The organism is Vibrio sp. YT-16, assembly GCF_033337405.1.
GTDB classification, from domain to species: domain Bacteria; phylum Pseudomonadota; class Gammaproteobacteria; order Enterobacterales; family Vibrionaceae; genus Vibrio; species Vibrio alginolyticus.
Genome location: NZ_JAWOQQ010000085.1, coordinates 1 through 1,322, shown reverse-complemented (window position 1 = coordinate 1,322; position 1,322 = coordinate 1). Strand labels below are relative to the sequence as shown.

At 43.6% G+C, this 1,322-nt stretch carries 2 pseudogenes; both read left to right on the top strand.

Annotated features, from left to right (window positions below):
- Positions 1-589: pseudogene (locus R7F07_RS24920) on the top strand (ribosome biogenesis GTPase Der); the annotation flags it as partial.
- Between the two features lie 233 nt (positions 590-822).
- Positions 823-1,322, top strand: a pseudogene (locus tag R7F07_RS24915) (alanyl-tRNA editing protein); the annotation flags it as partial.

Genomic DNA, 1,322 nt, shown 5'->3' with positions numbered 1-1,322 from the left:
AAACATCTCTGACCAAGACTTGAGCCTGCTAGGTTTTGCATTGAACGCCGGTCGTTCAATCGTATTAGCGGTAAACAAGTGGGATGGTCTAGATAACGAAGTAAAAGAGAACGTGAAGAAAGAGCTAGACCGCCGCCTAGGTTTCGTTGACTTTGCTCGTATTCACTTTATTTCTGCACTGCACGGTACTGGTGTTGGTCACTTGTTTGAGTCTATCCAAGAAGCGTACAAGTCGGCAACGACACGTGTTGGTACCTCTGTTTTGACTCGTATCATGAAGATGGCGACTGATGATCACCAACCGCCAATGGTTCGTGGCCGTCGTATCAAGCTAAAATACGCGCACGCAGGTGGTTACAACCCACCAATCGTCGTGATTCACGGTAACATGGTTCGTGAACTTCCGGATTCATACAAGCGTTACTTGATGAACTACTTCCGCAAGTCACTGGAAATTATGGGTACGCCAATTCGTATCAACTTCCAGAATAGCGAAAACCCGTTTGAGAATCGTGCGAACAAGCTAACCTTGTCTCAAGAGCGTAAGCGTAAACGTATGATGTCTGTGGTTAAAAACCGCAAAAAATAATTTAAGTATTTGAAGATACCCAAGTTTTTACTTGGGTATTTTTTTATCTGTTTTTTGCAACCTCTAAAAGTGATGTGAGATGTGTCCTTTTCTAAACCTTACTTTCATCATTATCACAATGTTCTTCTGCGCGGTTTTCCTCTAGTGATATTAGTGATGACGTGCAGATTCCTGTATCTTCAAATGCTCAGCACAAAACCTTAACTTCTTACATTCACAAAGATAAGCAAAGCATGACGATTACCGCGACACAAACCCGTTTCTGCCATCAAACTTGGCAGTTGGACGCTCAGATTCAACTCGTTCAAAACCACAATGAAGTGACCTACGTAGTCACCGACGTGACTCCGTTTCATCCCGTTAGCCATATCTGGTCTGATCATCCCGCAGATAAAGGCATCTTAGTATTTAATGATCAACAATTTGAATTGATTGATTGTCAAGTTGGTGCCATTGAAGTGGCAACCGGAGAGCTATTTGTTGGAGCGGCAATCCCTGTAAAGCGCGATACAGAAGGCTGGTTATTTGTTGTCGTACATGTATTAGCGCTTGTTGACACTCTATCTCAAGATACACGAGTGACGCTGAAAGTGGATAAAGAGTACCAACAAGCATTGAGTCGTGGACACAGTGCAGGTCATCTCGCCTACTTAGCCCTGAATAAAGTCCTCGCTGCCAGTTACTGGCGTAAAGATGCTGACCGTAAAGACCCACATGGCAACTATGATTTTAA